Source organism: Citrobacter freundii complex sp. 2024EL-00216, from assembly GCF_043945515.1.
In the GTDB taxonomy this organism is placed as follows: domain Bacteria; phylum Pseudomonadota; class Gammaproteobacteria; order Enterobacterales; family Enterobacteriaceae; genus Citrobacter; species Citrobacter portucalensis.
This window is the reverse complement of the sequence record NZ_JBIMRA010000009.1, coordinates 130,875-153,142: the sequence shown is the minus strand read 5'-3', so window position 1 is coordinate 153,142 and position 22,268 is coordinate 130,875. Positions and strand designations below refer to the sequence as shown.

Annotated in this window: 17 protein-coding genes; 12 read left to right on the top strand and 5 right to left on the bottom strand. The window is 53.8% G+C overall.

The genetic code is table 11. From position 1 onward, the window contains the following. Nucleotides 1-14: 14 nt before the first annotated feature. Both sbcC and sbcD read right to left on the bottom strand, forming a co-directional pair. The gene (gene sbcC / locus ACHHZ7_RS14085; RefSeq protein ID WP_060682668.1) at nucleotides 15-3,158 is read right to left on the bottom strand and encodes an exonuclease subunit SbcC; all 3,144 of its coding nucleotides are present in this window, start codon (nucleotides 3,156-3,158) and stop codon (nucleotides 15-17) included. Beyond that, complete coding sequence (sbcD, locus tag ACHHZ7_RS14080) at nucleotides 3,155-4,357, bottom strand: exonuclease subunit SbcD (protein WP_192464016.1); 1,203 nt, start codon at nucleotides 4,355-4,357, stop codon at nucleotides 3,155-3,157. Before sbcD ends, sbcC begins: the two co-directional genes overlap by 4 nt. Nucleotides 4,358-4,547: 190 nt before the next feature. Here sbcD and phoB point away from each other — a divergent pair, with 190 nt between their 5' ends. From phoB to malZ, 5 genes are all read left to right on the top strand, one after another. Further along, nucleotides 4,548-5,237, top strand: a complete 690-nt coding sequence (phoB, locus tag ACHHZ7_RS14075) for a phosphate response regulator transcription factor PhoB (protein ID WP_003830970.1) — start codon at nucleotides 4,548-4,550, stop codon at nucleotides 5,235-5,237. 50 nt (nucleotides 5,238-5,287) lie between these two features. Continuing rightward, nucleotides 5,288-6,583 carry a phosphate regulon sensor histidine kinase PhoR gene (phoR, locus tag ACHHZ7_RS14070; RefSeq protein ID WP_003830971.1) on the top strand — a complete coding sequence of 432 codons (1,296 nt, stop codon included), beginning with the start codon at nucleotides 5,288-5,290 and terminating at the stop codon, nucleotides 6,581-6,583. A 405-nt stretch (nucleotides 6,584-6,988) separates the two neighbouring features. Next, complete coding sequence (gene brnQ, locus ACHHZ7_RS14065; RefSeq protein WP_003021501.1) at nucleotides 6,989-8,308, top strand: branched-chain amino acid transporter carrier protein BrnQ; 1,320 nt, start codon at nucleotides 6,989-6,991, stop codon at nucleotides 8,306-8,308. Between the two features lie 81 nt (nucleotides 8,309-8,389). Further along, nucleotides 8,390-9,763 (top strand): proline-specific permease ProY, encoded by a 1,374-nt coding sequence (proY, locus tag ACHHZ7_RS14060; protein WP_003021504.1) that lies wholly within the window; start codon nucleotides 8,390-8,392, stop codon nucleotides 9,761-9,763. A gap of 138 nt (nucleotides 9,764-9,901) precedes the next feature. After that, nucleotides 9,902-11,719 carry a maltodextrin glucosidase gene (gene malZ / locus ACHHZ7_RS14055; RefSeq protein WP_060682666.1) on the top strand — a complete coding sequence of 606 codons (1,818 nt, stop codon included), beginning with the start codon at nucleotides 9,902-9,904 and terminating at the stop codon, nucleotides 11,717-11,719. Here malZ and ACHHZ7_RS14050 read toward each other — a convergent pair. Then, a complete protein-coding gene (locus ACHHZ7_RS14050) occupies nucleotides 11,713-12,615 on the bottom strand; it encodes a LysR family transcriptional regulator (RefSeq protein WP_003830973.1) in 903 nt (300 codons plus the stop codon). The two genes, malZ and ACHHZ7_RS14050, sit on opposite strands and share 7 nt — an antisense overlap. 273 nt (nucleotides 12,616-12,888) lie before the next feature. Between ACHHZ7_RS14050 and ACHHZ7_RS14045 the strand changes: the two genes are divergently transcribed. From ACHHZ7_RS14045 to ACHHZ7_RS14035, 3 genes are all read left to right on the top strand, one after another. Further along, a complete protein-coding gene (locus ACHHZ7_RS14045; RefSeq protein ID WP_003021513.1) occupies nucleotides 12,889-13,530 on the top strand; it encodes a hydrolase in 642 nt (213 codons plus the stop codon). Between the two features lie 173 nt (nucleotides 13,531-13,703). Then, a complete protein-coding gene (locus ACHHZ7_RS14040) occupies nucleotides 13,704-14,249 on the top strand; it encodes an antibiotic biosynthesis monooxygenase (protein ID WP_003830975.1) in 546 nt (181 codons plus the stop codon). Nucleotides 14,250-14,270: 21 nt separating this feature from the next. Then, the gene (locus tag ACHHZ7_RS14035; protein ID WP_060682664.1) at nucleotides 14,271-16,139 is read left to right on the top strand and encodes an amidohydrolase; all 1,869 of its coding nucleotides are present in this window, start codon (nucleotides 14,271-14,273) and stop codon (nucleotides 16,137-16,139) included. A gap of 67 nt (nucleotides 16,140-16,206) precedes the next feature. On the opposite strand, the gene ACHHZ7_RS14030 is transcribed toward ACHHZ7_RS14035, so the two are convergent. After that, nucleotides 16,207-16,809 carry a peroxiredoxin gene (locus ACHHZ7_RS14030; protein WP_003021524.1) on the bottom strand — a complete coding sequence of 201 codons (603 nt, stop codon included), beginning with the start codon at nucleotides 16,807-16,809 and terminating at the stop codon, nucleotides 16,207-16,209. A 168-nt stretch (nucleotides 16,810-16,977) separates the two neighbouring features. Next, nucleotides 16,978-17,559, bottom strand: a complete 582-nt coding sequence (acpH, locus tag ACHHZ7_RS14025; RefSeq protein WP_003830978.1) for an ACP phosphodiesterase — start codon at nucleotides 17,557-17,559, stop codon at nucleotides 16,978-16,980. A gap of 217 nt (nucleotides 17,560-17,776) precedes the next feature. Here acpH and queA point away from each other — a divergent pair, with 217 nt between their 5' ends. The 4 genes from queA to secD are packed head-to-tail and all read left to right on the top strand — an operon-like array spanning nucleotide 17,777 to nucleotide 22,260. After that, nucleotides 17,777-18,847, top strand: a complete 1,071-nt coding sequence (queA, locus tag ACHHZ7_RS14020; RefSeq protein WP_060682663.1) for a tRNA preQ1(34) S-adenosylmethionine ribosyltransferase-isomerase QueA — start codon at nucleotides 17,777-17,779, stop codon at nucleotides 18,845-18,847. A 55-nt stretch (nucleotides 18,848-18,902) separates the two neighbouring features. Further along, nucleotides 18,903-20,030, top strand: a complete 1,128-nt coding sequence (tgt, locus tag ACHHZ7_RS14015; protein WP_003021535.1) for a tRNA guanosine(34) transglycosylase Tgt — start codon at nucleotides 18,903-18,905, stop codon at nucleotides 20,028-20,030. Nucleotides 20,031-20,052: 22 nt separating this feature from the next. After that, nucleotides 20,053-20,385, top strand: a complete 333-nt coding sequence (gene yajC / locus ACHHZ7_RS14010; protein WP_003021544.1) for a preprotein translocase subunit YajC — start codon at nucleotides 20,053-20,055, stop codon at nucleotides 20,383-20,385. 27 nt (nucleotides 20,386-20,412) lie between these two features. Then, nucleotides 20,413-22,260 (top strand): protein translocase subunit SecD, encoded by a 1,848-nt coding sequence (gene secD / locus ACHHZ7_RS14005; protein ID WP_003021547.1) that lies wholly within the window; start codon nucleotides 20,413-20,415, stop codon nucleotides 22,258-22,260. Nucleotides 22,261-22,268: the final 8 nt, after the last annotated feature.

The window sequence follows — 22,268 nt, the reverse complement described above, 5'->3', positions numbered from 1 at the left end:
TCGAAAAATCAGCGTCATTCCACTCTGAAAGTGTTGTCGAGTTTGCTGTAACCCAGCCCGTTAATTTTTTTCACTTTGATTTGCACCGGAATGCGTTCTTTCATTGCTTCGACGTGGCTGATCACGCCAATGGTTTTACCGCTAGCGTTCAGTGCATCCAGTGCGTCCAGCGCGGTATCCAGCGTTTCGCTGTCCAGCGTGCCGAAGCCTTCGTCGAGGAACAGGGAGTCAATTCGCGTTTTGTGGCTGACCAGATCGGACAATGCCAGCGCCAGCGCCAGACTCACCAGGAAGCTCTCGCCGCCGGAGAGCGTACGCGTGTCACGCACCGCATCGGCTTGCCAGGTATCGACCACTTCCAGCTCCAGCGCTTCGCTAGCTTTGCGCTGCAACAAATAGCGACCGTGCAGACGGGTTAACTGGTTGTTGGCAAGCCAGACCAGGTTATCCAGCGTCAGTCCCTGGGCAAATTTGCGGAACTTATCTCCCTCTTTCGAGCCGATCAGCGCATTCAGATAGCCCCAGTCTTCGACCTGTTGCGCGACGTTATCAATCTCCTGCATCAGCGCCTGCTGCTGCTGGCGGTTTTCAGCATCCTGCCTGAGCTGCTGGCGAATTTCTCCCTGACGAGTGGTGTTATCCCGCAGCAGTTGGGTGAGCTGCGCCAGCGTGTCGCGAAGATGTTGTGCCGTGAGCGTGAGATCCACCCCGGTTGGTTGCTGCTGTTGATGAGTCACCAGCGCCTGCTGGGCCTGATTAAGCAGCGTTTGTGCCTGTTGTTGCTGGTTTTCCAGCGATTGTTTCAACAGCTCAAGACGGTTGAAGGTCTCTTCATCCAGCAGGGCGGCAATAAAGGCGTCACGGTTGTCAAAGATGCTGGCCTGCAATGCGGCATCAAACTGCGCCTGAATGTCTGCAGCGCGCTGAACGTCCTGTGCTTCCTGCTGCTGCAAGGTTTGCCACTGTCCCTGTAAAGAGAGGCAATCGTCGTGCACCTGCCGCCAGTTTTCCAGCGACAGATCCTCAATGTTTTCAGAAAGCACCTCAGATTCTGGCAGCGTTTCCAGCAGTGGCGCAAGCTGGGCAATCCGGGCCTGTAACTCAGTCAGTTCATTCTGGCGCTGTTGCCACATTTGCGCTTCGTTCGCCCGTTCTCTTAGCCATGAGGAGACTTTATCCTCGGGCGGAAGGGCCAGGCCATGACGGTCCAGCTCTGAGGTTAACGTCGCCTGGCGCTGGTCAATATGCTGTTGGAGTTGAGTAATCTGTTCGGTATGCGCGGCGATTTGCGCCTGCAGGGTATGACGCAAGCTTAACTGGTGAAGCTGTTGTTCGTACTCTTCCTGAGCGGCCAGCCACGGGGCAATGTCATCCTGCGGTTGTAGCGATACGTTGAGGCTGGCGGTAACGGTCAACCACTCTTGAGTAAGTGCTTGCTCCTCCTGAGAAAGCCTCTGTGCTTCATGTTCATCGCGCTGAAGTTGCTGCGTTATCGCCTCAAGCTGCCCGCGCAGGGTTGAACCCTCATCGGCCAGCGTTTTGACCTCTTTTTCCAGCGCTTCACGTCGTGCCTGATTTACGCTCAGCTCAAGCGTCTGGTAACGCGCGATAGCCGGATGTGTAGTAGAGCCACAAAGCGGACAAGGTTTGCCGGATTCCAGTAATGCCCGATGGCTTTCCAGATCTTTGATGCGGGCTTCCTGCTCGCAAATGAGTCTCACATCGGCAAGTTGCTGATTTTTATCTTTATAGCGCTGACGTTTCTCGGCTAGTACCGTGTTGCGCTGGGTCAGCTCTTGCTGGCGCTGCAGCAGTGAAGCGCGTAGATGTGCCAGCTGCTTTTGCTTCGGGGCGATTTGCCCGTGCAGATTACTGAGGCGCTGGCGTAATGGACGAAGCTGCACATGTTGAGCCAGCGCTTCTGTCACTTCCTGCGGCGAAAGGGTCAGCGCAGGAAGTTGCAGGGCATCGAGCTTACGTGTGTCGTTCTCCCGTAGCTGCTGCCACTGGCGTAGCTGGGCGCTGGCGTCGGACTGTTGCGCCAGCAGCGCTTTCCATCCTGCCAGTTCGCTACTCCATAAGCGGAAGCGGTCATGTTCGTTCAGCCAGTCGGTTAACGTCTGTTGTTCGGCGAGTATCGCGGTCGATTGCGTGTGCGCCTGCTGACGGATGCGCCCGCGCAGCGCTAAGCTGCTTTGTAAGCGAGTATTCACTTCCTGAATCTTCTGGCGCGTACGCTCGATAGTAGCCGTTTGTTCCTGGATTCGCTCCCAGTGAGGGCGCAATGCTCTGGCCGGCTGCGCCAGGCTCAGCGCTGCCAGCTGCGGCTGCGCGTCTTCTTGCGCCTGAAGTGCTGCCTGTAATGCCTGCTGGTGGCGGTTTATGTCCGTCTGAAGCTCATTTTGCCGAATAAGCCAGTTGAGGTGCTGTTGCTGGGTTTGTTGGCTGGTAAGGTATTGTTTTTCTTCGTCAGTAAGTACCTGCAAACTTTCCGTCAGGGACTGCACCTGCTCTGGTGCTAACAGCGCCACGCCGCTGGCCTGGGCCTGCAGTTTTTCCAGCTCCGTACGCGCCGACTTGTGCTTTTCAAACACCATGGCGGAGATTTGGCCGTAGATCTCAGTACCAGTTAACTCCTCCAGAAGCTCGGCGCGCTCTTTCGGTTTGGCATTAAGAAAGGCGGCAAACTGGCCCTGAGACAGTAGCATCGAACGGGTAAAACGCCCGTAATCCAGCCCGGTAAGCTCGGCTGTCATCTCCAGCTTGTCTTTGACTTTATCGGCGAGGATTTTACCGTCAGCGCAGCGGGCCAGCTCTACGCGCGGGACCTGCAGGTTGCCCTCGGGCTGATTGCGCGCCCGGTTCTGGCTCCAGAATGCGCGGTAGGCTTCGCCGCGCACCTCAAACTCAACTTCGGCCAGACACTCCGCGGTATCGCGAGTCATCAGGTCGTTTTGCGACTGTGACACGGTATTCAGGCGCGGTGTTTCGTGGTACAGGGCGAGGCAAATCGCGTCCAGCAGGGTGGTTTTCCCCGCGCCCGTTGGCCCGGTAATGGCGAACAACCCGTTGCTGGCAAAAGGTTCTGCAGTGAAATCGACTTTCCATTCTCCCTTCAGGGAGTTGAGGTTCTTCAGGCGCAGGCTGAGAATTTTCATGCTTCACTCTCCCCGGCAAGCGTGTGTAAGGTTGCGCTAAACAGCTGATTCAACCGCTCACGCTGAGGCTCCTCGAGCTCTTCCAGCGCCAGGCGGCGGTCAAAAACTTCCGTTACGCTTAGCTCGCTTAACGTTTCGCGTCGTTCATTGGCCATAATACGTTCACGTTGTTCCCGACTGCGGCGCACCAATAACACCTCGACCGGTAAATCTTCGGTTAAGGCCTGGATCTTACGTTGCATGTCATGCAGATAGTCGTCGGTGGTGATTTCAATATCCAGCCATATCGGCGGCTCTTGTGGCACGTTACGCCACTGTTCAAGCTGGGTGGTAATGGCGGCTAAATCGCCTTTCAGTACCGCAAGCGGCTGGGTGACCGGTACGGTGAGATTTTCAACGGCGCTGAGTTTCCCCGCTTCAAAGCTCACCAGATGTACACATTTGTTTTTGCCGCACTCGTCAAAACTGAGGGCAATCGGTGAACCGCAGTAGCGAATATGGTCCGTCCCGCCGATAACCTGCGCCCGGTGAATATGCCCCAGTGCGATGTAGTCCGCGGGTGGAAAGTTTTGCGCCGGAAAGGCGTCCAGCGTACCGATATAAATGTCACGTACGGCGTCGCTTTTACTGGCGCCAACGGTGGTCAAATGCCCGGTCGCAATGATGGGCAGGTTTCGATCGCCACGCAGCGTGCAGGCGTCCTGATACTGCTGCTGGTAATAGTCGGTGATCGCCTCCAGCAGATGCTGCTGTTTTTCTTGTCCGGTTAGCCCGGCCTGGCTGGTAATGATGTCACGTGGTCGTAAGAAAGGAACCGGACACAGGATTGCTCCCGGCGTGCCATCACGTTGCGGCAGCACCTGCGGCGCATGGCCGGCGCTGGCAACGACCGTGGTGTTGAGAAACGCCAGAATATCGCGGGACTCATTGAGCGTGGCGACGGAGTCGTGGTTGCCTGCCAGCACGACCAGATGACAGCCAGTTTGCTGCAGATTGACGACAAAACGGTTATACAGCTCACGGGCGTAGCTTGGCGGTGAGCCGGTATCGAAAATATCGCCTGCCACAATAATGGCATCCACCTGCTGGGATTGTGCCGTCTCCAGCAGCCAGTCGAGAAAGGCCTGATGTTCAGCGGCGCGGCTCTTGCTGTAGAAATTTTGGCCCAGATGCCAGTCAGACGTGTGAAGGATGCGCATAAGAGTTCCATGACGATAAAACAGTGGCGGGGATTATAACCTTTCAAGGACGGTAATATCTTGTCTCCGGGCTGTCATAATTCGTCTGGCTGCGTTAAACCTGGACTATCTTTTCATAAATCTGTCATAAAACTGACGCATAATGGCACCGTATTGATGGCAAACGATTTAATTATAAACAGGGCAAATCATGGCGAGACGTATTCTGGTCGTAGAAGATGAAGCTCCAATTCGTGAAATGGTCTGCTTCGTGCTCGAGCAAAACGGTTTTCAACCCGTAGAAGCCGAAGACTATGACAGTGCTGTGAACCAACTCAATGAACCCTGGCCGGATCTCGTCCTGCTTGACTGGATGCTTCCCGGCGGCTCGGGTCTACAGTTTATTAAGCATCTCAAGCGCGAAGCCATGACGCGGGACATCCCCGTGATGATGCTGACGGCGAGGGGAGAAGAGGAAGATCGCGTCCGGGGTCTGGAAACCGGTGCGGATGACTATATTACCAAGCCGTTTTCTCCCAAGGAGCTGGTGGCGCGTATTAAAGCTGTGCTGCGTCGAATTTCCCCCATGGCGGTGGAAGAGGTTATTGAGATGCAGGGGCTGAGTCTTGATCCCACTTCGCATCGCGTAATGACCGGCGAAGAACCGCTGGATATGGGGCCGACCGAATTCAAACTGTTGCACTTCTTTATGACTCACCCCGAGCGCGTCTACAGCCGTGAACAACTCCTCAATCATGTCTGGGGAACCAATGTCTACGTAGAAGACCGGACAGTGGATGTGCATATCCGCCGCTTACGTAAAGCGCTGGAGCACAGCGGACACGATCGTATGGTGCAGACAGTTCGCGGGACGGGATATCGTTTTTCGACCCGCTTTTGACTGACAAGAATCAGGGCCTGATGGATTAGGCCGTTTATGGAGTAAGACGTTTGCTAGAACGATTGTCATGGAAAAGGTTGGTACTGGAGCTGATCCTGTGCTGCATACCGGCATTTATCCTTAGCGCTTTTTTCGGTTACCTGCCCTGGTTTTTACTGGCGTCGGTAACGGGCCTGCTTATCTGGCATTTCTGGAATTTATTACGTTTGTCCTGGTGGTTATGGGTCGACAGAAGCATGACGCCGCCGCCGGGGCGAGGCAGTTGGGAGCCGTTGTTATATGGGCTGCATCAAATGCAGCTTCGCAACAAAAAGCGCCGTCGAGAACTGGGTAACCTGATTAAACGTTTTCGCAGCGGGGCGGAATCCCTACCCGACGCGGTGGTGTTGACCACCGAAGAAGGCGGTATCTTCTGGTGTAACGGACTGGCTCAGCAGGTTCTGGGACTGCGCTGGCCGGACGATAGCGGGCAAAATATTCTTAACCTGCTGCGCTACCCGGAATTCACACAATATCTGAAAACGCGCGATTTTAGCCGGCCAATAAATCTGGTGCTCAATACCGGACGGCATCTGGAAATTCGCGTGATGCCCTATACCGATAAGCAATTGTTGATGGTGGCGCGCGACGTTACCCAGATGCACCAACTGGAAGGTTCACGGCGTAACTTTTTCGCCAACGCCAGCCATGAGTTGCGCACACCGCTGACGGTGCTGCAAGGCTACCTGGAAATGATGCAGGAGCATCCGCTGGAAGGGACAACGCGCGAAAAAGCACTGCATACCATGCGTGAACAAACGTACCGTATGGAAGGCCTGGTGAAACAGCTGCTGACGCTGTCAAAAATTGAAGCTGCGCCGACGTTGCAGCTGAATGAGAAAGTCGATGTACCCATGATGCTGCGCGTGATCGAGCACGAAGCGCAAACCCTGAGCCAGCATAAACATACGTTTACCTTTGATGTCGATAACAGCCTGAATGTGCGAGGCAACGAGGAGCAGTTGCGTAGCGCTATCTCGAATCTCGTGTACAACGCGGTTAACCACACACCAGCGGGAACGCACATTACCGTACGCTGGCAGCATGTGGCGTCGGGGGCGGAGTTTTGCGTGGAAGACAACGGTCCGGGCATTGCCCCCGAGCATATTCCACGTTTGACTGAACGTTTTTATCGTGTGGATAAGGCGAGATCGCGACAAACGGGCGGTAGCGGGCTGGGTCTGGCTATCGTGAAACATGCGCTGCATCATCACGACAGCCGTTTGAACATCGAAAGCGAACCAGGCAAAGGGACGCGATTTAGTTTCATGATCCCGGAACGTTTCATTGCCAAAAGTAACGGCTAAGACGTATTCGTAAGATAATCTTTCCAAAAGCCAGCGCAAGCTGGTTTTTTTTATGTGGTCAATAGATGCCTCCTGAATTTCACGACGTTTGATTGTTTTTTGTTCGAACTATTACCCATACCTTTTTCCATGAAATGGTGTTTTGTGCTAACCCTATTTTTCATATCGCTATATTGTTCTGGTTTTTGGATCCCACCTTGCTTTAAAACGTTATAAGCGTTTAAATTGCGCTCCAGGTGCTGTCATACCGACTGCATTTACGCGGTAAATCGAAAAACTATTCTTCGCCGCGCCAGGTCGGGAGTGTTTCCCGCTGGAATTGAGCAAAAATGCCGCTGTATTGTCCCCCAAGGAAAGGCAAAAATTTACTATTTTCAACACCACATCCACAGGCAGTAAGACTTTATGACCCATCAGTTAAAATCGCGCGATATTATCGCTTTGGGATTTATGACATTTGCACTGTTCGTTGGTGCAGGTAACATCATCTTCCCCCCAATGGTTGGTTTGCAGGCAGGTGAACACGTCTGGACTGCGGCTTTTGGCTTTTTGATTACGGCCGTTGGCCTGCCGGTTCTTACCGTTGTCGCGCTGGCGAAAGTCGGCGGTGGTGTGGACCGACTGAGCACGCCTATCGGTAAAGTTGCCGGTCTGCTGCTGGCGACCGTTTGCTATCTGGCCGTTGGGCCGTTATTCGCTACCCCGCGTACCGCGACGGTCTCTTTCGAAGTCGGGATTGCACCGCTGACTGGTGATTCTGCGCTGCCGCTGTTTATCTATAGCGTTATCTATTTCGCGATTGTCATTCTGGTTTCGCTTTATCCGGGCAAACTGCTGGATACGGTGGGTAATTTCCTGGCACCGCTGAAAATCCTGGCGCTGGTGGTCCTGTCTGTCGCTGCAATCGTCTGGCCAGCAGGCCCGATCAGTAATGCGATGGAAGCCTATCAAACTGCGGCGTTTTCTAATGGCTTCGTGAACGGGTATCTGACCATGGATACGCTGGGCGCGATGGTGTTTGGTATTGTTATCGTTAACGCCGCTCGCTCGCGTGGTGTTACTGAAGCGCGTCTGCTGACTCGTTATACCGTTTGGGCGGGTTTAATGGCGGGTGTGGGCTTAACGCTGCTGTATCTCGCGCTGTTCCGTCTGGGTTCAGATAGCGCGATTCTGGTCGATCAGTCTGCTAACGGCGCGGCGATTCTGCATGCGTATGTTCAGCACACCTTTGGCGGTGCAGGAAGCTTCCTGCTGGCAGCGCTGATTTTCATCGCCTGTCTGGTCACCGCGGTTGGCCTGACCTGTGCGTGCGCAGAGTTCTTTGCCCAGTACGTTCCACTGTCTTATCGTACGCTGGTATTTATCCTCGGCGGCTTCTCGATGGTGGTTTCTAACCTGGGTCTGAGCCATCTGATTCAGATCTCTATTCCGGTGCTGACGGCTATCTATCCGCCATGTATCGCACTGGTTGTATTAAGCTTTACCCGCTCATGGTGGCATAATTCTTCCCGCGTCATTGCTCCTGCGATGTTTATCAGCCTGATTTTTGGTATCCTTGATGGCATTAAAGCTTCTGCAATTGGCGACGTGTTACCGGCCTGGACCCAGCGTTTACCGCTGGCGGAGCAGGGGCTGGCGTGGTTGATGCCAACAGTCGTGATGGTGGTCCTGGCAGTTATCTGGGATCGCGCCGCGGGTCGACAAGTGACCTCCAGCGCACACTAATATCACTGACAATAAGTTTTAACCACGGGGCTATTAACATGGCCCCGTGGTTTTTTTATTGTGTTAACAGGTTAGGAATCGATGGAAAGTAATAACAAGCTAAAGCGTGGGCTGAGCACCCGGCACATCCGCTTTATGGCATTAGGTTCAGCAATTGGTACCGGGCTGTTTTACGGCTCGGCCGACGCTATCAAAATGGCGGGGCCAAGCGTATTGCTGGCCTATATTATCGGCGGTGTCGCGGCGTACATTATTATGCGTGCGCTGGGCGAAATGTCTGTTCATAACCCGGCAGCCAGCTCCTTCTCGCGCTACGCGCAGGAAAACCTCGGACCGCTGGCAGGCTACATTACCGGCTGGACCTACTGTTTTGAAATCCTGATTGTCGCCATTGCCGACGTGACAGCCTTCGGCATATACATGGGCGTCTGGTTCCCGGCGGTACCGCACTGGATTTGGGTACTCAGCGTGGTGCTGATTATCTGCGCCATCAACCTGATGAGCGTGAAGGTGTTTGGTGAGCTGGAGTTCTGGTTCTCGTTCTTCAAAGTCGCCACCATTATCATCATGATTGTCGCCGGTTTCGGTATCATCATTTGGGGGATTGGCAACGGCGGGCAACCAACCGGTATCCATAACTTATGGAGCAACGGTGGCTTCTTCAGCAACGGCTGGCTCGGCATGGTGATGTCGCTGCAAATGGTGATGTTTGCCTATGGCGGGATTGAGATTATCGGGATTACCGCAGGCGAAGCCAAAGACCCGGAAAAATCTATTCCGCGCGCCATCAACTCCGTACCAATGCGTATCCTGGTGTTTTATGTGGGGACGCTGTTCGTCATTATGTCTATCTACCCGTGGAACCAGGTGGGTACCGACGGTAGCCCGTTCGTTATGACGTTCCAGCATATGGGCATTACCTTTGCTGCCGGGATCCTCAACTTTGTGGTTCTGACTGCGTCGCTGTCGGCTATTAACTCTGACGTCTTCGGTGTGGGGCGTATGCTGCACGGCATGGCGGAGCAGGGCAGTGCCCCGAAAATGTTTGCCAAGACGTCGCGTCGTGGCGTGCCGTGGGTGACGGTAATGGTGATGACTATCGCGCTGCTGTTTGCGGTGTATCTTAACTACATCATGCCGGAAAACGTCTTCCTGGTGATCGCCTCTTTGGCGACCTTCGCCACGGTATGGGTGTGGATTATGATCCTGTTGTCGCAGATTGCTTTCCGTCGTCGTCTGCCGCCGGAAGAGGTCAAAGCGCTGAAATTTAAAGTACCGGGTGGGGTAACGACGACCGTTGTTGGCCTGATTTTCCTGGTCTTTATCATCGCGCTCATCGGCTATCATCCGGATACCCGCATTTCGCTGTACGTCGGCTTTGCGTGGATTGTCCTGCTGCTGGTCGGATGGGGATTCAAGCGCCGTCGCGAGCGCCAACTGGCTGAAGCACAGTAATATTTTTGCCGGGTAGCTTTGCGTTACCCGGCAAGTTTCTCCTCCCCCGAACTCCTCCCCCAATAAACGTTAAGATGATGAGTGATCCTGCACTTCGCTATGGCAAGGTGACGTCATTATCATCAAAGGGGATACGTGATGTTGAACGCCTGGCACCTTCCGGTTGCCCCATTTGTTAAGCAAAACAAAGATCAACTGACGATTACATTATGGCTGGCGGGGGAAAATCCACCCCAGCGGGTGACGCTACGCGCAGAAAACGATAACGAAGAGATTTCGCTGGCTATGCACAAGCAGCGCAGCCAGCCGCAGCCGGGTGTGACCGCGTGGCGAGCGGCGATCGATCTCTCCAGCGGGCAGCCTCGTCGACGCTATAGCTTTAAATTACTTTGGCTCGATCGTCAGCTGTGGTTCACCCCGCAGGGATTCAGCCGTTTTCCGCCTGCGCGTCTGGAGCAGTTTGCGGTTGATGTGCCGGATAATGGTCCGCAGTGGGTTGCCGATCAGATTTTCTATCAAATTTTCCCGGACCGTTTTGCCCGCAGCCAGTCGCGTGAAGCGGGCCAGGATAACGTCTATTACCACCACGCCGCCGGACACGACATCGTGCGGCGCGAATGGGACGAACCGCTTACGGCTCAGGCCGGTGGCTCCACTTTTTATGGCGGCGATTTGGACGGCATCAGCGAAAAGCTACCGTACCTGAAAACGTTAGGGGTCACGGCGCTGTACCTGAATCCTGTATTTACCGCCCCGAGCGTGCATAAATACGATACCGAAGATTACCGTCATGTTGATCCGCAATTTGGCGGCGACAGGGCGCTACTGCGTCTGCGGCACAACACCCAACGGCAGGGCATGCGTCTGATTCTCGACGGCGTCTTTAACCATAGCGGCGATTCGCACGCCTGGTTTGACCGACATAATCGGGGGACAGACGGGGCGTGCCATAATCCAGAATCCCCCTGGCGCGACTGGTATCATTTCTCAGCCGACGGCGTTGCGCTCGACTGGCTGGGATATTCCAGCTTACCTAAGCTGGACTTTTCCTCGGAAAGCCTGGTGAATGAAATTTATCGTGGTGAAGACAGTATCGTCCGCCACTGGCTGAAAGCGCCGTGGAGTATGGACGGCTGGCGTCTTGATGTGGTGCACATGCTGGGAGAGGCCGGAGGCGCACGTAACAACCTACAACATGTGGCCGGAATTACGCAGGCGGCAAAAGAAACCCAGCCAGAGGCGTATGTGGTAGGTGAGCATTTTGGCGATGCGCGCCAGTGGTTGCAGGCTGATGCAGAAGATGCCGCCATGAACTATCGCGGCTTTACTTTCCCCCTCTGGGGATTTCTCGCCAATACCGATATCTCATACGACCCGCAATCCATTGATGCCCAGACCTGTATGGCATGGATGGATAACTACCGCGCGGGGTTGTCGCATCAGCAACAGCTGCGGATGTTTAATCAGCTCGACAGCCACGATACCGCCCGCTTTAAATCTCTGCTCGGTAAAGACGTCGCACGGTTACCGCTAGCGGTGGTGTGGCTGTTTACCTGGCCTGGCGTGCCCTGTATTTACTACGGTGACGAAGTGGGGCTGGACGGGAACAACGATCCGTTTTGTCGCAAACCGTTCCCGTGGCAGCCTGAAAAACAGGACGCTACTCTGCTGGCGTTGTATCAGCGGCTGGCAAAACTACGCCACCAGAATCAGGCGCTGCGCCACGGTGGTTGCCAGGTGATTTACGCCGAGGATAACGTGGTGGTGTTTGTTCGCGTGCTAAACCGACAGCGCGTACTGGTGGCGATTAACCGTGGCCACGCTTGTGAAGTGGTCCTGCCAGCCTCGCCATTACTGAGCGTGAGTCAATGGCAGCACAAAGAGGGCAACGGCATGCTTGCCGACGATATCCTGACGTTGCCGGCGATTTCCGCCTCGGTATGGATAGGTCATTGATATAAGCGCGCAATCTCCGGGCTTGCCAGCAGCGTTTCCCGCCACCAGCGCTGTGCCAGCCCATCGCGGTTATTGCGCCATGCCATATATGCCACGTCTTTTTGGCGAAATGAGATAACCGTTTTTTCCACCAGCTCGCCCGTGGTAAGCCACGGGCTGGCAATATGGCGGGGGAGAAATCCGCAGCCCATACCGGCTCGTAGTAGCATCACCTTACTGTGGAAGTCATCGACGCGGATTTGCGCCTGTTCCTCCATCAGATTGGTTTGTAACGGATGGCAGAAGCGGGCGCTGTCGCTGATAACAATCGCCCGATGCAGGCATAACTGTTCGTTGGTCAGGCCGTCTGCTGCTGCGGCCAGCGGATGCTCAGGCGCAACGACAAACACATTGTCCAACGTGCCGAGCATTTTATAGGACCAGGCTGCAGACGTTGGCGGTTCATTAATTGCCCCCAGAATAATATCGGCTCCATTATGGGTCAGCTCCTCCCAGGAGCCCGCCAGCGTATGGTGGGTAAAACTGAGGCGAGTTTGCTTATTCAGCGCATGAAATTCATCGATAATGGGCAACAGCGCGGCGAAAGGGAAGGAGTCGTCCAGCGCAATTGCCAGCTCTTTTTCCCAGCCTGAACTCAGCTGTACCGCCTGCTTTTCGAGATCTTTTGCCGCATTCAGCAGCAAACGCCCTTTTTCCAGCATCATCTGTCCGGTATCGGTAAATTTTGCCCGGTGCCCGGAACGGTCAAGCAGCTCGATATTCAAATCGCTTTCCAGCTTCTGAATCATATAGCTGAGTGCGGCAGGGGTTTTAAACAGCGACTCGGCCGCTGCGGCAAATGAACCCTGTTTGTCGAGAGCGTCGAGAATAAGCAAAACATCCAGATTAATGCGCATAAGCAGAAAATATCCTGAAAATTAAACCCTTCTGTTGTACCGAATGAAGAAAAACAATGCCAGTGAATAAATTAGATGAGTCATGCGCATTTTTTTGATGTTGTTTAGGATATATCGCAACACAAAATTAATAGTTTCACAGGATGGTAAGTTTTCTTTAATAACTCGTTAGAAATTTCCCGCTATACTCAACAAGCTTTCTGATTCAGGATCCTGCTGCTGACGGCAGATACAGACCGTTGCCTTTTAACTTATTGATTAAGAAGGTGTGCTATGTCTATTCGGGAACTGATTGACCCTCAAAACTCTACGCTTATTTTTATTGATCATCAGCCGCAAATGTCATTCGGTGTGGCGAATATTGATCGCCAGACTTTAAAAAATAATACCGTGGCATTAGCGAAAGCCGGGAAAATATTCAATGTTCCGGTGATTTATACTTCTGTAGAAACCAAAAGTTTTAGCGGATATATCTGGCCGGAATTGTTAGCGGTTCATCCTGATGTCAAACCCATTGAACGCACCTCAATGAACTCCTGGGAAGATGCGGCGTTTGTGAAAGCAGTGGAAGCGACCGGGCGTAAAAAACTGATTATCTCCGCGCTGTGGACCGAAGTATGCCTGACTTTTCCGGCGCTGATGGCACTGGAGGCAGGCTATGAAGTTTATGTGGTAACGGATACCTCCGGCGGCACGTCCGTAGATGCTCATGAGCGTTCTATTGACCGCATGGTACAGGCAGGTGCCGTACCCGTAACCTGGCAACAGGTTCTTCTCGAGTACCAGCGCGACTGGTCCCGCAAAGAAACCTACGACGCCGTAATGGATCTGGTACGCGAGCACAGCGGCGCCTACGGTATGGGCGTGGATTATGCCTATACCATGGTGCATGGCGCGCCGGAACGTAAAGCTTAAATACATGTCATCCTTCATGTTGCATCTTTGTTGGCTTCGCTTGCGTACCCCGGTCACTTACTTATGTAAGCTCCCGGGGATCCACAACCTTGCCGCCTCGATGCACCATGAATGATTTTGTGTATTGCTTTCCTGGCCTAAGCGGCCTGTTTCCTGTCAACAAGGAACCCTTCATGGCGCAGAACAAACATGTGACGTTGGTAATTACTCACACTCTGCTACCTGAGCAGGCACAGCGGTATGAGCAGTGGCTGGGGAAAATCATGCCTGTAGCGGCTGAATTTCCCGGTCATCTCGGGGCGAACGTGATTCGCCCGGCAGATGGCAACAACCTGTGGAACATCATTATCCGCTTCGACACGCTTGAGCATCTGTATAGCTGGACCCAGTCCGATACGCGCCGCGTGTTGGTCGAAGAGATTGCTCCACTGCTGGCTGAAGGTGACAAAACTGAAATTCGCACCGAAGCAGCATTCTGGTTTACGCCGCCCGCGCCCCATGTACGCCAGCCCAAACGCTGGAAACAGTTTCTGATAACCCTGCTGGTGATATTTCCCAGTACCAATCTGGTGCCGTGGTTGACCGGCATTGTGTTGCCTGCAATGAAGGGCTCGTTACTCCTGCATCTCATCAATGATGCCTTTGTGGTTGCGCTAGTGGTCTGGTTCTGGATGCCCATCGTAACCCGTCTGTTTGCCGGATGGCTGAAAAAAGCCTGACCGGTATCTCAGGAGATTGTTATGTCTCAAACTGCCACACTGATTCTGACTCACGGAAAAATTCATACTCTCGACAGGCAAAGTCCGCAGGTCGAGGCGGTGGCGATCGCCAACGGAAAGATCCTGGCGACCGGTAGCCACGAACGGGTAATGAGCTTTGCCGCCGAAGGGACGCAGGTTGTCGATCTGCAAGGACATACGGTGATCCCGGGCCTGAACGATTCGCACCTGCACCTTATTCGTGGTGGACTGAATTACAACCTGGAATTGCGTTGGGAGGGCGTGCCGTCACTGGCGGACGCGCTACGCATGCTCAAAGACCAGGCTGACAGAACGCCGTCGCCACAATGGGTACGCGTGGTGGGCGGCTGGAGTGAATTCCAGTTTGCCGAACGTCGCATGCCAACCCTCGAAGAACTGAATGAAGCCGCTCCGGATACTCCGGTTTTTGTTCTGCATCTCTACGACCGGGCTTTGCTCAACCGCGCCGCGCTGAAAGCGGTTGGCTATACCAAAGCGACGCCGGATCCGGCGGGCGGTGAGATTGTGCGTGATAGCAACGGCAACCCGACCGGAATGCTGATCGCTAAACCGAACGCCATGATCCTTTACTCGACGCTGGCAAAGGGACCAAAACTGCCGCTGGAAATGCAGGTTAATTCGACCCGTCAGTTTATGCGTGAACTGAACCGTCTGGGACTGACCAGCGCCATCGATGCGGGCGGCGGCTTCCAGAACTACCCGGAAGATTACGAGATCATTGAGCAGTTACACGCTAACAAACAGATGACGGTACGTATTGCCTACAATCTGTTTACCCAGCGTCCGAAGCAGGAACTGGAAGACTTTGAACGCTGGACCGATATGCTCAAGCCAGGGCAGGGAACCGACTTCTATCGTGCCAACGGAGCGGGGGAAATGCTGGTCTTTTCTGCAGCGGATTTTGAAGACTTCCTTCAGCCACGTCCGGATCTGCCGGAGGGGATGGAAGATGAGCTGGAGCGCGTGGTTCGTCACCTGGTGGAGCATCGCTGGCCGTTCCGCCTGCACGCCACCTACGATGAATCTATCAGCCGAATGTTGGACGTATTTGAGAAAGTTAATCGTGATATCCCGTTCAATGGCCTGCACTGGTTCTTTGATCACGCCGAAACAATTACCGAACGAAACATTGAGCGTGTAAAAGCACTGGGCGGCGGGATTGCGGTCCAGCACCGTATGGCGTTCCAGGGAGAGTATTTTGTCGATCGCTACGGCAAAGACGCGGTTAAACATACGCCGCCGGTGGCGAAAATGCTGGCGGCTGACGTTCCGGTCGGGCTGGGGACTGACGCCACCCGCGTGGCCAGCTACAACCCGTGGACCGCGCTCTACTGGCTGGTTTCGGGCCGTACCGTTGGCGGGATGGCAATGTACGATGATAACAACCGTCTGCCGCGTGATGTTGCCCTGGAACTGTGGACGGCCGGTAGCGCCTGGTTTTCCAGCGAGCAGGGTAAGAAAGGGCGCATCGAGAAAGATCAACTGGCCGACCTGGTGGTGCTGTCTAAAGATTACTTCAGCGTGCCGGAAGAAGAGATCAAAGGTATAGAGGCGGTGATGACCGTTGTTGATGGCAAAGTGGTTTACGCCGCCGGGCATTTCACTCCGCTGGCACCACCTGCTATTCCGATTGTGCCGGACTGGTCACCAGTGGTGAAGGTGCCAGGGCATTATCGCTCAGCGCCACCTGCTGCGGCGAAAATTGGCGCAATGGTGCAGATGCACCAGTGCTGCGGTAGCTGCGGTGTACACGGTCACCAGCATGATATTGCGCGGAAATCGGGGATTCCGGTGTCAGATGACCGAGCTTTCTGGGGCGCGCTTGGCTGTTCCTGCTTCGCGTTTTAATCGCTTATCGGATCTGCTAACAATAAAAAAGGCCCGCATTTGCGGGCCTTTTGTCGATTCATGCCAATTACAGGCTGGAAACGTTCTCGGTCAGGTATTTTGCCACGCCGTCCGGAGACGCGTTCATACCTTCTTTACCTTTTTCCCACTGTGCCGGGCAAACGTCGCCGTGCTCTTCGTGGAACTGCAGCGCGTCAACCATGCGCAGCATTTCGTCGATGTTACGACCCAGCGGCAGATCGTTAACCACCTGGTGGCGAACAACGCCGTTAGCGTCGATCAGGAAAGAACCGCGCAGCGCAACGCCCGCTTCCGGGTGCTCGATGCCGTAGGCTTTCTGGATTTCGCGTTTGATGTCAGCAACCATTGCGTATTTCACTGCACCGATGCCGCCTTTGTCGACAGGGGTGTTACGCCATGCGTTGTGGACAAATTCAGAGTCGAAGGAAACGCCAACAACTTCAACGCCGCGCTTCTGGAATTCTTCGTAACGTTTGTCGAATGCAATCAGTTCAGACGGACAAACGAAGGTGAAGTCCATCGGCCAGAAGAACAGAACGGTGGTTTTACCGTTGGTATGCTGTTTGAAGTTGAAGTTTTCAACGATCTCACCGCTACCCAGTACCGCAGCTGCTGTGAAATCCGGAGCCTGACGAGTTACCAGTACCATATAATTCTCCTGCAAAGTTAAGGGGTTTTTGGAACGCAACGCGGGCCAGTATAGAGAGTGTTCGGGAATAAGACAAAGAGGCGCTGGCAATCAATGAGACAGGTTTTGTCTATCAATCTTTTGCCGGACGGCGGCTACTGCTTATCCGGCGGGGAATGTGGGCTGCGATCAAAGGGTTTTACACCGCGCCTGCTCCATCATTTGCGGATAAAACTGCCAGAATCGTTCTTCTAACGCATCGTAATGCGTATCGAGGTCATACCATGAGTCGCGTAGGGCATCGAGCCGTGGACGGCGGCTGGCCATGCCGTTCAGGACGTTCTGGATAAAATCCATGTCCCGGTAGCGCTCAAGCCATTTCTCTGACCATATATAGTTGTTCAGATTGATAAAGCGCGGCGGCGATTCCGGCAAAATAGTGGTTACCTGGGTACGGGCATAGCGCACAAAGTCCGTCAGCGGGAAGTCAGGGGAGATTTCCGACCAATGGCGCGACAGAAAATGATCCCACATAACGTCCAGCGTAATCGGCGCGACGCGGCGCGTTTCGCTACGAAACCACTCTTTGGCTTCACGCACCTGCGGTAAGTTATCGGTCATCACGTCGATACGACGATGCATGAAGATGCCTGCTACCACATCAGGCGAGTAGTGTGTTTCCGGATTACCCCGGACAAAATCGGCCAGCAGATTGCCGGAAAGCGAGCTATCGGCAAGGTGAGCTAAGTGCAGGTGCGCAAGAAAATTCATATCCACTTCATCCTTCAAACTGCCTCTTTGTTGGCTGCCTTCACTCACCCCTGTCACTTACTTGAGTAAGCTCCCGGGGACTCATTCAGTTGCCGCCTCGATGCATCTTGAATGATTTTGTGTATAGATTATGTCTCTTAACTTGAGGGGTAAAGGTTGCAGGGAGAACGCCCCGGCACTAGACTACCCGCCTCTTATTTTAGTCTGAGTCAGTGTCATGCGCGTTACCGATTTCACCTTTGAACTACCCGAATCCCTGATTGCCCACTATCCGCAAGCTGAGCGCAGTAGCTGCCGCTTGCTGTCTTTGGACGGGCCGACGGGCGCGCTGACGCACGGTACTTTCACCGATTTGCTCGATAAGCTCAACCATGGAGACTTGCTGGTCTTTAACAACACCCGCGTCATTCCTGCGCGTCTGTTTGGTCGTAAAGCCAGCGGCGGCAAGATTGAAGTGCTGGTCGAGCGTATGCTGGATGACAAACGTATTCTGGCGCATATTCGTGCCTCGAAAGCGCCGAAACCGGGTGCCGAGCTGCTGCTGGGCGACGACGAAAGTATTAAAGCGACGATGGTCGCCCGCCATGACGCGCTGTTTGAAGTTGAGTTTAACGACGAACGCAGCGTGCTGGATATCCTCAACGCCATCGGCCATATGCCGTTGCCTCCGTATATCGACCGTCCGGATGAAGACGCCGACCGCGAGCTGTACCAGACCGTGTACAGCGAAAAACCGGGTGCCGTCGCTGCGCCGACCGCGGGTCTGCATTTTGACGATCCGCTGCTGGCTAAACTGCGCGATAAAGGCATTGAAATGGCGTTCGTCACCCTGCACGTTGGAGCGGGTACTTTCCAGCCGGTACGCGTAGACACCATCGAAGACCACATTATGCATTCCGAATATGCGGAAGTGCCGCAGGATGTAGTGGACGCGGTGCTGGCGGCGAAAGCGCGCGGTAATCGCGTGATTGCGGTAGGTACCACCTCCGTGCGTTCGCTGGAAAGTGCGGCGCAGGCGGCCAAAAACGATCTCATCGAGCCGTTCTTCGGCGATACACAAATCTTTATTTATCCAGGCTATAAATATCAGGTGATTGATGCTCTGGTCACCAACTTCCACCTGCCGGAATCGACGCTGATTATGCTGGTTTCCGCATTTGCTGGTTATAAAAACACCATGCACGCCTATCATGAAGCGGTAAAAGCGGAATATCGCTTTTTTAGTTACGGGGATGCCATGTTTATCACGTACAATCCGCAGGCTATTTCTGAGCGTGTCGGGGAGTAAGTCTCCGGCATGAGTGTTTAAAACGTCGGACTGTTTTTCTGACGCAGGAGTGAAGATGAAATTTGAACTGGATACCACAGACGGTCGCGCTCGCCGTGGCCGCCTGGTTTTTGATCGTGGCGTAGTAGAAACGCCTGCTTTTATGCCGGTCGGTACTTACGGCACAGTAAAAGGCATGACGCCGGAAGAAGTTGAAGCGACCGGCGCACAGATTATCCTCGGCAACACTTTCCACCTGTGGCTGCGTCCGGGTCAGGAAATCATGAAACTGCACGGCGATCTGCACGATTTCATGCAGTGGAAAGGGCCAATCCTTACCGATTCCGGCGGCTTCCAGGTTTTCAGTCTGGGCGATATCCGCAAGATTACCGAGCAGGGTGTGCATTTCCGCAACCCGATCAACGGCGATCCGATTTTCCTCGATCCAGAGAAGTCGATGGAGATTCAATACGATCTCGGTTCCGATATCGTGATGATCTTCGATGAATGTACACCGTATCCGGCCGACTGGGACTATGCTAAACGCTCAATGGAGATGTCTTTGCGTTGGGCGAAGCGCAGCCGTGACCGTTTTGATAGTCTCGGCAACAAAAATGCGCTTTTTGGCATCATTCAGGGCAGTGTTTACGAAGATTTACGTGATATCTCCGTCAAAGGTCTGGTAGATATCGGCTTTGATGGCTACGCTGTCGGCGGTTTGGCTGTCGGTGAGCCGAAGGAAGATATGCACCGCATTCTGGAACATGTTTGCCCGCAGATTCCGGCAGATAAACCGCGTTACCTGATGGGCGTCGGCAAACCAGAAGATCTGGTTGAAGGTGTGCGTCGCGGTATCGATATGTTTGACTGCGTGATGCCAACGCGAAATGCCCGTAATGGTCATTTGTTTGTGACTGACGGCGTGGTAAAAATTCGTAACGCGAAACATAAAAGCGACACCAGTCCGCTCGATGCTGAGTGTGATTGTTACACCTGTCGCAATTATTCGCGCGCTTACTTGCATCATCTCGACCGTTGCAACGAAATATTGGGCGCGCGACTCAACACGATTCATAACCTTCGCTACTACCAGCGTTTGATGGCGGGTTTACGCAAGGCTATTGAAGAGGGTAAATTAGAGAGCTTCGTGACCGATTTTTACCAACGTCAGGGTAGACCAGTTCCACCTGTGAACGTTGATTAATTTTAATAATGAGGGAATTTGAATGAGCTTTTTTATTTCTGATGCGGTAGCGGCAACAGGTGCTCCGGCGCAGGGCAGCCCGATGTCTCTGATTCTGATGCTGGTGGTGTTTGGTCTGATTTTCTATTTCATGATCCTGCGCCCACAGCAAAAGCGTACCAAAGAACACAAGAACCTGATGAACTCCATTGCGAAAGGCGATGAAGTACTGACTAACGGTGGTCTGGTGGGTCGCGTGACTAAAGTAGCAGAATCTGGCTACATCGCTATCGCGCTGAACGACACCACTGAAGTGGTTATCAAACGTGATTTCGTAGCTGCCGTTCTGCCGAAAGGCACCATGAAGGCGCTGTAATTTATTGTTTTCCCAAAGGGAACTGCCGTGTTAAACCGTTATCCTTTGTGGAAGTATGTCATGCTGATCGTCGTTATTGTCGTCGGTCTGCTCTATGCGCTTCCCAACCTGTATGGTGAGGATCCGGCTGTTCAAATCACTGGCGTGCGCGGTGCCGCCGCCAGTGAGCAAACGCTGATCCAGGTCCAGAAAACGTTACAAGAAGATAAAATCACACCTAAGTCTGTGGCTCTGGAAGAGGGTGCTATTCTCGCGCGCTTCGACTCCACTGATACCCAACTGCGCGCACGTGAAGTATTAATGGGCGTACTGGGCGATCAGTACGTCGTGGCGCTTAACCTTGCTCCGGCAACCCCGCGCTGGCTGGCTGCCATTCACGCAGAACCGATGAAACTCGGTCTTGACCTGCGTGGCGGCGTTCATTTCCTGATGGAAGTGGATATGGACACCGCGCTGAGTAAGTTGCAGGAACAAAATATCGATAGCCTGCGCAGCGATCTGCGTGAAAAAGGCATTCCTTATACTACCGTTCGCAAAGAAGATAACTACGGTCTGAGCATCACTTTCCGTGATAGCAGCGCCCGTGATGAAGCTATCTCTTACCTGAGCAAACGTCACCAGGATCTGGTTATTTCCAGCCAGGGCAGCAATGCTCTGCGTGCGGTAATGACCGATGCGCGCCTGAGCGAAGCCCGTGAATACGCAGTACAGCAGAACATCAACATTCTGCGTAATCGTGTTAACCAACTGGGTGTTGCTGAGCCGGTGGTACAACGTCAGGGTGCTGACCGCATTGTGGTCGAACTGCCGGGTATTCAGGATACCGCGCGTGCGAAAGAAATTCTGGGCGCAACCGCGACGCTGGAATTCCGTCTGGTAAATACCAACGTTGACCAGTCTGCTGCGGCATCCGGGCGTGTACCAGGTGATTCGGAAGTGAAACAATCTCGCGAAGGTCAGCCGGTTGTGCTGTACAAGCGCGTGATCCTGACCGGTGACCATATCACCGACTCCACTTCCAGCCAGGACGAATACAATCAGCCGCAGGTTAACATCTCGCTGGATAGCGCAGGTGGTAACATCATGTCCAACTTCACCAAGGACAATATCGGTAAGCCGATGGCGACCCTGTTCGTGGAGTACAAAGACAGCGGTAAGAAAGATGCCAACGGTCGTGCAGTACTGGTGAAACAGGAAGAGGTGATTAACATCGCCAATATCCAGTCTCGCCTGGGTAACAGCTTCCGTATCACCGGTATCAACAACCCGAACGAAGCACGCCAGCTTTCCCTGCTGTTACGTGCCGGTGCGTTGATTGCGCCGATTCAGATTGTTGAAGAACGTACCATCGGCCCAACCCTGGGTATGCAGAACATTAAACAGGGTCTGGAAGCATGTCTGGCCGGTCTGGTGGTGTCTATCCTGTTCATGATCTTCTTCTATAAGAAGTTCGGTCTGATTGCGACCAGTGCGCTGATTGCTAACCTGGTGCTGATTGTCGGTATTATGTCGTTGCTGCCGGGTGCTACGCTGAGTATGCCGGGGATTGCGGGGATCGTCTTAACCCTTGCCGTCGCGGTCGATGCGAACGTACTGATCAACGAACGTATCAAAGAAGAGTTGAGTAACGGGCGTTCGGTGCAGCAGGCCATCAATGAAGGTTATGCGGGCGCATTTAGCTCCATCTTTGATGCGAACATTACGACGCTGATCAAGGTCATCATCCTGTACGCAGTTGGCACCGGGGCAATTAAAGGGTTCGCGATTACTACCGGTATTGGTGTGGCGACGTCGATGTTTACCGCGATTGTCGGTACACGTGCCATCGTAAACCTGTTGTATGGCGGCAAGCGCGTCAAAAAGCTGTCAATCTGAGGAGTGCG

Bases quoted from the DNA above. Each gene is read 5' to 3' on its own strand.
- ACHHZ7_RS14045 (WP_003021513.1), top strand. From the start codon at position 12,889: ATGTCTATTCGGGAACTGATTGACCCTCAAAACTCTACGCTTATTTTT.
- acpH (WP_003830978.1), bottom strand. From the start codon at position 17,559: ATGAATTTTCTTGCGCACCTGCACTTAGCTCACCTTGCCGATAGCTCG.
- ACHHZ7_RS14035 (WP_060682664.1), top strand. From the start codon at position 14,271: ATGTCTCAAACTGCCACACTGATTCTGACTCACGGAAAAATTCATACT.
- sbcC (WP_060682668.1), bottom strand. From the start codon at position 3,158: ATGAAAATTCTCAGCCTGCGCCTGAAGAACCTCAACTCCCTGAAGGGA.
- malZ (WP_060682666.1), top strand. From the start codon at position 9,902: ATGTTGAACGCCTGGCACCTTCCGGTTGCCCCATTTGTTAAGCAAAAC.
- ACHHZ7_RS14050 (WP_003830973.1), bottom strand. From the start codon at position 12,615: ATGCGCATTAATCTGGATGTTTTGCTTATTCTCGACGCTCTCGACAAA.
- ACHHZ7_RS14030 (WP_003021524.1), bottom strand. From the start codon at position 16,809: ATGGTACTGGTAACTCGTCAGGCTCCGGATTTCACAGCAGCTGCGGTA.
- sbcD (WP_192464016.1), bottom strand. From the start codon at position 4,357: ATGCGCATCCTTCACACGTCTGACTGGCATCTGGGCCAAAATTTCTAC.
- ACHHZ7_RS14040 (WP_003830975.1), top strand. From the start codon at position 13,704: ATGGCGCAGAACAAACATGTGACGTTGGTAATTACTCACACTCTGCTA.
- phoB (WP_003830970.1), top strand. From the start codon at position 4,548: ATGGCGAGACGTATTCTGGTCGTAGAAGATGAAGCTCCAATTCGTGAA.
- queA (WP_060682663.1), top strand. From the start codon at position 17,777: ATGCGCGTTACCGATTTCACCTTTGAACTACCCGAATCCCTGATTGCC.
- proY (WP_003021504.1), top strand. From the start codon at position 8,390: ATGGAAAGTAATAACAAGCTAAAGCGTGGGCTGAGCACCCGGCACATC.
- brnQ (WP_003021501.1), top strand. From the start codon at position 6,989: ATGACCCATCAGTTAAAATCGCGCGATATTATCGCTTTGGGATTTATG.
- yajC (WP_003021544.1), top strand. From the start codon at position 20,053: ATGAGCTTTTTTATTTCTGATGCGGTAGCGGCAACAGGTGCTCCGGCG.
- tgt (WP_003021535.1), top strand. From the start codon at position 18,903: ATGAAATTTGAACTGGATACCACAGACGGTCGCGCTCGCCGTGGCCGC.